Below are 6,946 nucleotides of genomic sequence, written 5' to 3'. Positions count from 1 at the left end.
AATTTTAATTTGAATACCATCTAATGCTTTTCCAACTGTTCCAATTTTAAAACCGTTATTTCTAAAATCGTTAATCGATATTCCTGGCGAAGTTTCTGTCATTCCATAACCTTCATAAATTGGAATTCCTGCAGCTGTAAATAACCTAATGAGTACAGGTTGTAAAGGAGCACTACCAGATACCAAAAATTTAATATTTCCACCTAAAGCTTCTCGCCACTTACTAAACACTATCTTTTTAGCAATATTTAATTGAAAATGGTACCACCAACCATTTTTTTGATAGGGTTCATATCTTTTTCCTAAATCTATAGACCAATAAAACAACAATCGTTTTAAGCCTTTTAACTGACTTCCTTTATCTGCAATTTTATCGTAAATCTTTTCTAATAATCTAGGAACAACAGGGATAAAATGAGGCTGCACTTCTTTTAAATTATCTCCCAACTTATCGATAGATTCTGCAAAATAAATTTCGAAACCCATCATTTGATAATAATATAAAGCAAAACGTTCAAAAATATGACAAACCGGTAAATAACTTAATACTTTGTGCTTATGTGCTTCAAAATCTAACGCTTTGGCACTTACTAAGGTGTTTTCAACAATATTTTTATGGGAGAGCATTACACCTTTTGGTATACCAGTTGTGCCCGAAGTATAAATAATAGTCGCTAAGTTAGAAGCTGCTACCTTTGATTTAAATAAGTCAACCTCAGTTTGATTTTTAGAATTTTCACCTAAATTTAATAGAGAATTCCAACTAGATACAGATGCAATGGTATCAAACGTATAAATGTCTTTTAGCTTGGTGTTTTCTTTTATGATTGCAACTTTATCATATAAAATTTTATCGGATACAAAGCATAAAACAGCATCGGAATGGTTTATAATACATTCGTAATCTTTGGATGCAATAGTAGGGTATAAGGGCACATTTACTGCTCCAATTTGTAAAATTGCAATATCTAAAATGCTCCATTCAACTCTATTATTTGAAGTTACAACTGCAATTTTATCATTTGGTTTTATACCTAATTGCACTAATGCCCTACTAATTTTATTGGCTTGGTCTAAATATTCTTTAGTTGTAGTGGCAACCCACTTAGAATCGACTTTAGAATTAAATATATTTAGTTCAGCATTTTTTTCTAATTGAGAATAGGCAAAATCGAAAAGACGTGTTATTTTAATTGACATAAATAATAATTAAGTTGATGCAAAATAAAAATAAAAATTGAATTCATTTATTTACCCCCTTCCATAAACTTAAATTTTATTAAGTTATGACTTCCTTATTTCTATTATTTTTATTCATTTCTTACGTCTAAAATACTGCCGTTCTTTAACTTGCCTGCAATTTCAAGCTGATAAATTTTTTGGGCAACTTGTTCTGGAGACGATAAATCCCCGTGTTCAAAAAAGTCGATAAAACGCTGTACAGATTTAAAATTTTCCTTAGGTGTGCTCCTTGCCTTTTCTTGCATGTCTGTATCAACAATTCCAGGATAAATGGAAACAATTTTTACACCCTTTTTAATTCCCTTTTGTTCTTTTGAAAGCACTTTTGTCATCATATCAACACCTGCTTTTGACGCACAATACAACGACCAGCTTTCGTAAGGATTTACTGCTGCACCTGAAGAAATATTTAAAATTTTCTTTTTACAGTCCCAACCTTTTGATAATTTTATAAACAACGAGCTTAAAATTAAAGGAGCAATTAAATTTACTCTTATGGTGTAGTCAATTTCTTTAGGAGAAATGTTTTCGATTGTATTTACAGTTCCCAAATCGCCCGCATTATTAATTAAAGTTAATGCTTTAGTGGTATTTTTATCTAAATGAGAAAAAATTTCAGTTACTACACTTTCAATTGTTTCGGTATTACTTAAATCGCATTGGTATTGCTCTACAGCATAAAATTTTTCAATAATACCTCTTGAAATTGAAATGATACGATAGCCATTTTTGTGATATTCTTTTGCCAGTCCCAAACCAAGACCTTTACTTCCTCCAGTAATAATAAGTATTTTTTCCATTTAACGTTTTATGTTTTTTTCATACAGTGCAATCCATTCTTTGGGTGTCATTTTTTGCATTAATGTTGCAATTAATTCAAAGGGGATTTCTTCAGCTTTTTTAAACCGAATACAGCTTTTACCCATATCTAATTTTCTTTTGCAATGTTTGGGATATTCATTTATAAACCAATCATGCAAATCGGGATTTGCATATATTCCTGAATGATACAATGCTATAAAGTTTTTTTGAGAGGCAATATTAACAAAAGGTAATGGTAATTTTGGATCACAATGGTAACCACTTGGGTACATACTTTTAGGAACTAAATAACCAATCATTCCATAACTCATTTGCTCTTCAAACCCGTTTGGTATATTTTCTAAGATAGTTTTTCTTAGTTTTTTAAAATAGGGAATTCTTTCTTCAGGAATCTTGGAAATGTATTCTTCAGGATTTTTGGCTTTAATTTGCATAGTTGTAGTTTTAACTATACTAATATAACTATTTTTTTATTTAATTATAAAATTGCTTTGCTTCATTCCAATAAACATCCATTTCTTCTAGAGACATATCGTGAAGGGATTTATTAATTTTTTTAGCCGCAATTTCTAAATATTGAAACCGATTAATAAATTTTTTGTTGGTACGTTCTAATGCATTTTCCGGATTTACATTTATAAATCGCGCATAATTAATCATAGAAAATAATACATCGCCAAATTCAGCTTCAATATTAGCAGTATTTCCTTTTTTAATTTCTGCATTTAGTTCTGTAAGTTCTTCTTGTACTTTTTCCCAAACTTGTTCGGGTTTTTCCCAATCAAATCCAACTCCTGCAACTTTGTCTTGTATTCTGTTAGCTTTTACCATAGCTGGTAACGATTTGGGAACGCCTTCTAAAACAGATTTTTTGCCTTCATTTAGCTTGAGCTGTTCCCAGTTTTGTTTTACCTCTTTTTCATCTTTAACAATAACATCTCCATAAATATGTGGATGTCTATAAATCAATTTTTCTGAAATTGAATTGGCAACATCTGCAATATCAAAAGTGTCTGTTTCCGAACCAATTTTTGCATAAAAAACGATATGAAGTAATACATCGCCTAATTCTTTTTTGATTTCTTGTAAATCGTTATTAAGAATGGCATCGCCTAATTCATAAGTTTCTTCGATGGTTAAATGACGAAGCGATTGAAAAGTTTGCTTTTTATCCCAAGGACATTTTAAACGCAACTCGTCCATAATGTCTAACAATCGACCAAATGCTTTAAGTTGCTGCTCTCGGGAGTTCATAATTTATGCTTCTTCTGTTTCTTCTTCCTCTTCTTTAATTGCCGTAAAGTCGAAATTTTTTGAAGCTAATAAATTATACCACTGCAATACTTTTTTTATGTTTGAAGTATACACACGTTCTTCGTCAAAATTTGGTAATACTTCTCTAAAATAAGAAGTTAAAGCTTTACCATTTTCTTTATGACTGATAGCTTCTTTACCACCTTCTTTTTCGCCAATACTTTTTAATATGATTCGAAGTGGAACTTCTTCTTCATAGGTATAAATAGCAATTTCGTTTAAGGCACTAATATTATGTGTAACAGTAACTGGAAACTTTTTACCATCTAATAAAGATTCTACAATAATTCCACCTTTAGATTGCGCTTTAATTTCGTACAAACCTGGTTTACCGTTAACAGATACAATATCTTTTAATTCCATTTATTTTATTATTTAGTTGTTTAAACGCTTAAAACGTTTAACTATTTTTTTAAATTATTAACCTTTTTTTATTTCCCCTTCGGGGATTATGGGGCTTTATTTTCTTTTTAATAAGGGAAATTTCATTCTATATTTTGGACTTATTTTCCCTTTCGAAATATTTTCTAATTTCTTTTTTATCAATCGTTTTTTTAATGAGGAAATTTTATCAGTAAATAGAATTCCTTCAATATGGTCGTATTCGTGTTGAAAAACTCTTGCTGCTATTCCTTCAAGAGTTGTTGTATGTTTTTCAAAATTTTCATCTAAATATTCGATAGAAATTTTTTCTAGTCTAAAAACATCTTCATTAATATCTGGAATACTTAAGCAACCTTCATTAAAAGCCCATTCATCACCTTCTTCTTTTATAATTTTAGCATTGATAAATACTTTGTCAAAAGTTGCTAAAAACTCGCGTTCCTCTTCTTCCAACTCATCATCTTCACTAAAAGGGGTGGCATTTATAATGAATAATCGAATCGATTTTCCAATTTGTGGTGCAGCTAAACCAACGCCACTGGCGTTTACCATTGTCTCTTTCATATTTTCAATAAGAATATCTAAATCTGGATAATCTTTATCAATATCAATACCTACTTTTCTTAAAACAGGATCGCCATAAGCTATAATTGGTAAAATCATTTTCTTTTTTTTGGATTGCAAAAGTACAAAAGATTAGATGAATAATAAAATGTTGAGAATTGTAATTTATAAAACCATTAAAATTAACAACCACTTATAGTGCTTTCTCCTTTAAATATAAAGAGCTACTTGTTTTATATAAACTATGAATTTATTGGAAACAAAAAATTTGATTTTTAAAACAAAAAAATAGGTAAGAAAAAGGCAAAATAGTATCAATAGTTTTTTGATTAGTTAATTAATTTTGAAAAATGTATAATTATAAAGTCAAATTATAGTTAGTCTGAATGAGCTAAGTTTGTAATTATAATAAAATTTAAAGAATGAAAGCAACAATAATTAAGATTTTGTGTATTAATACTTTCATTGTTTTATATAAACTGTAAAAAACAAATAACTTCTATTTATCTTAAAAAAACATAAATGGCTGAAATAAAAAAACTATCATTAAAAGAAAAAATTGGCTATGCGTTTGGTGACGGCGCCGCAAATATTGCTTGGCGAGGAGTTGCAACTTTTTTATTTATTTTTTATACAGATGTTTTTGGATTAAGTCCGGTAACAGTTGGAGTATTAATGTTAGTAGCGCGTTTTAGCGATGGAATTAGTGATGTGTTAATGGGAATTATTGGCGATAGAACGAAATCTAAATATGGGAAATTTCGTCCTTGGATTTTATGGACAGCGGTTCCTTTGGCGGCAATTTTATCTTTATTATTTACAAGTCCTGATTTGAGCTCGACGGGAAAAATCATTTATGCATATATAACCTATATATTTTTTACGTTAATATATACAGCTAATAATATTCCTTATGGAGCACTTATGGCTGTTATGACTGGAGATGATAAAGAGAGAACTAGTTTGGGATCTTTTAGAATGGTTGGAGCTTTTGGGGGTGGAATGTTGGTGCAAGGGGCATTACTCTTTTTAGTAGCTTATTTTGGAAATATGAACCCAATTATTAATGTTTCTAAATTAGAAAATGAAAAATTTAGAGTAGAAGTTTCTACTTCTAAAGATGTTGAAAATGTAAATATTAAAACAGAAAATGGAATTGCTGAATTTATTTGGGATGATCCAAAAATGGAATCTAAGGATAACGTTCCAACAAATAAAAAAAGTTTTTCAATGGAAGCAAATAAAGAATATGCTTTTATTGTTGAAGGTGAAAACGGCTTAACGGAAAACAATATTTTTATAATTGATCAAAAAGAAGGGTATAGCAATTCAATGTATTTAATGTCAGTTTTTTTAGCAATTTTAATGTTTATCACTTTTTACACAACTAAAGAAAGAATTCAACCTCCAAGAGCTCAAAAAAACAATTTAAAACAGGATTTTAAAGACTTAATATCTAATAAACCTTGGCTTGTATTATTAGTAATAGGACTATTATTCAATATTTACAATTCTATAAAACAAGGGATTGTAATCATTTATTTTACACATTATTTAAACAATCAATTGTTGGCAGCAACATTTTTGATTGGCTTAATGCTTGCTTCTGTAGCCGGCGCTATGGTAACAGCTCCATTAGGAAAAAAGTTTGGGAAACGTAACTTATTTATTTATGCCTTACTATTTTCTGGAGGTGTGAATGCTTTACTTGCTTTTTGCGGACCTAACGATATTGAGGCAATTTTTGCAATTGGAATCCTATCTGAATTTGCTGCAGCAATGTTTCCAACCTTATTTTTTGTGATGCTTGGCGATGCAGCAGATTATTCAGAATTTAAAAACGGAAGAAGAGCAACAGGACTTATATATTCAGCGGGTTCTTTTGCCACAAAGTTTGGTGGTGGTATTGCAGGAGCAATCATAGGATTAGTGCTAGGTGCATTTCATTATAGCGGACAGGATGCAGGGGCTATAGATGGCGCAATTCCTGGAATAATTATGTTAATGAGTTGGATACCTGCTTTAATTACTTTAGTAGCAGCAGTGTTAATGTTTTTATACCCGCTTACTCAAAAGAAACTTGATGAAATTACTTTAGAGTTAAATACGAGAAGACTAAAAGAACAAAATAATTAAAAAAGATTAAATTTTCACGAAATGAAATACGGACATTTTGACGATATAAATAGAGAATATGTAATTACAAACCCTAAAACTCCATATCCTTGGATTAATTATTTAGGGAATGAGGATTTTTTCTCATTAACTTCAAATACGGGAGGTGGATATACTTTTTATAAAGATGCTAAGTATAGAAGATTAACACGTTATAGATATAATAATGTTCCAATAGATGACGGTGGAAAGTATTTTTACATAAAAGATGGTGATACTGTTTGGTCTCCAACTTGGAAACCAGTAAAAACACAATTAGATAGTTATGAGTGCCGTCACGGTATGAGTTACACTAAATTTAATGGTTCAAAAAATGGAGTTGAAACAGAAGTGTTACAATTTATTCCATTAGGATTTTGGGGTGAAATTCAAAAAGTAAGTATTAAAAATACTTCTTCAGAAGTAAAAAAAATAAAACTATTTTCTTTTATTGAATTTGCACTTT

7 protein-coding genes and 1 pseudogene are annotated in these 6,946 nt (G+C 29.9%); 2 read left to right on the top strand and 6 right to left on the bottom strand.

Going from position 1 to position 6,946, the window contains the following annotated elements; all coding sequences use genetic code 11:
• The 6 genes from AB1Z17_RS11790 to def form a co-directional block, all read right to left on the bottom strand.
• Window positions 1-1,200, bottom strand: a 1,200-nt coding sequence (locus AB1Z17_RS11790; protein ID WP_368051993.1) for a long-chain fatty acid--CoA ligase, incomplete at its 3' end; no start/stop codon positions are given.
• A gap of 110 nt (window positions 1,201-1,310) precedes the next feature.
• Window positions 1,311-2,042 (bottom strand): SDR family NAD(P)-dependent oxidoreductase, encoded by a 732-nt coding sequence (locus tag AB1Z17_RS11785; RefSeq protein ID WP_368051992.1) that lies wholly within the window; start codon window positions 2,040-2,042, stop codon window positions 1,311-1,313.
• Complete coding sequence (locus AB1Z17_RS11780) at window positions 2,043-2,498, bottom strand: DUF1801 domain-containing protein (RefSeq protein WP_368051991.1); 456 nt, start codon at window positions 2,496-2,498, stop codon at window positions 2,043-2,045.
• Window positions 2,499-2,538: 40 nt separating this feature from the next.
• On the bottom strand, window positions 2,539-3,318 hold the full coding sequence (gene mazG / locus AB1Z17_RS11775; protein ID WP_368051990.1) for a nucleoside triphosphate pyrophosphohydrolase: 780 nt from the start codon (window positions 3,316-3,318) through the stop codon (window positions 2,539-2,541).
• 3 nt (window positions 3,319-3,321) lie between these two features.
• The gene (locus tag AB1Z17_RS11770) at window positions 3,322-3,741 is read right to left on the bottom strand and encodes a DUF5606 domain-containing protein (protein ID WP_368051989.1); all 420 of its coding nucleotides are present in this window, start codon (window positions 3,739-3,741) and stop codon (window positions 3,322-3,324) included.
• Between the two features lie 96 nt (window positions 3,742-3,837).
• Entirely contained in the window at window positions 3,838-4,425 is a 588-nt protein-coding gene (gene def / locus AB1Z17_RS11765; protein WP_368051988.1) for a peptide deformylase, read from the bottom strand.
• 423 nt (window positions 4,426-4,848) lie between these two features.
• Between def and AB1Z17_RS11760 the strand changes: the two genes are divergently transcribed.
• Window positions 4,849-6,462, top strand: coding sequence for an MFS transporter (locus tag AB1Z17_RS11760; RefSeq protein ID WP_368051987.1), 1,614 nt, complete (start codon window positions 4,849-4,851; stop codon window positions 6,460-6,462).
• Window positions 6,463-6,483: 21 nt separating this feature from the next.
• Window positions 6,484-6,946 (top strand): annotated as a pseudogene (locus AB1Z17_RS11755) (glycosyl transferase); the annotation flags it as partial.

The sequence above is a fragment of the Lutibacter sp. genome (genome assembly GCF_040883305.1).
In the GTDB taxonomy this organism is placed as follows: Bacteria; Bacteroidota; Bacteroidia; order Flavobacteriales; family Flavobacteriaceae; genus Lutibacter.
Note: the sequence above shows the minus strand (reverse complement) of the source record. Positions and strands in the feature narration are given on the sequence as shown.

Coding starts and splice junctions, on each gene's coding strand:
- AB1Z17_RS11785 (WP_368051992.1), bottom strand. CDS start 2,042: ATGGAAAAAATACTTATTATTACTGGAGGAAGTAAAGGTCTTGGTTTG.
- AB1Z17_RS11780 (WP_368051991.1), bottom strand. CDS start 2,498: ATGCAAATTAAAGCCAAAAATCCTGAAGAATACATTTCCAAGATTCCT.
- mazG (WP_368051990.1), bottom strand. CDS start 3,318: ATGAACTCCCGAGAGCAGCAACTTAAAGCATTTGGTCGATTGTTAGAC.
- AB1Z17_RS11770 (WP_368051989.1), bottom strand. CDS start 3,741: ATGGAATTAAAAGATATTGTATCTGTTAACGGTAAACCAGGTTTGTAC.
- def (WP_368051988.1), bottom strand. CDS start 4,425: ATGATTTTACCAATTATAGCTTATGGCGATCCTGTTTTAAGAAAAGTA.
- AB1Z17_RS11760 (WP_368051987.1), top strand. CDS start 4,849: ATGGCTGAAATAAAAAAACTATCATTAAAAGAAAAAATTGGCTATGCG.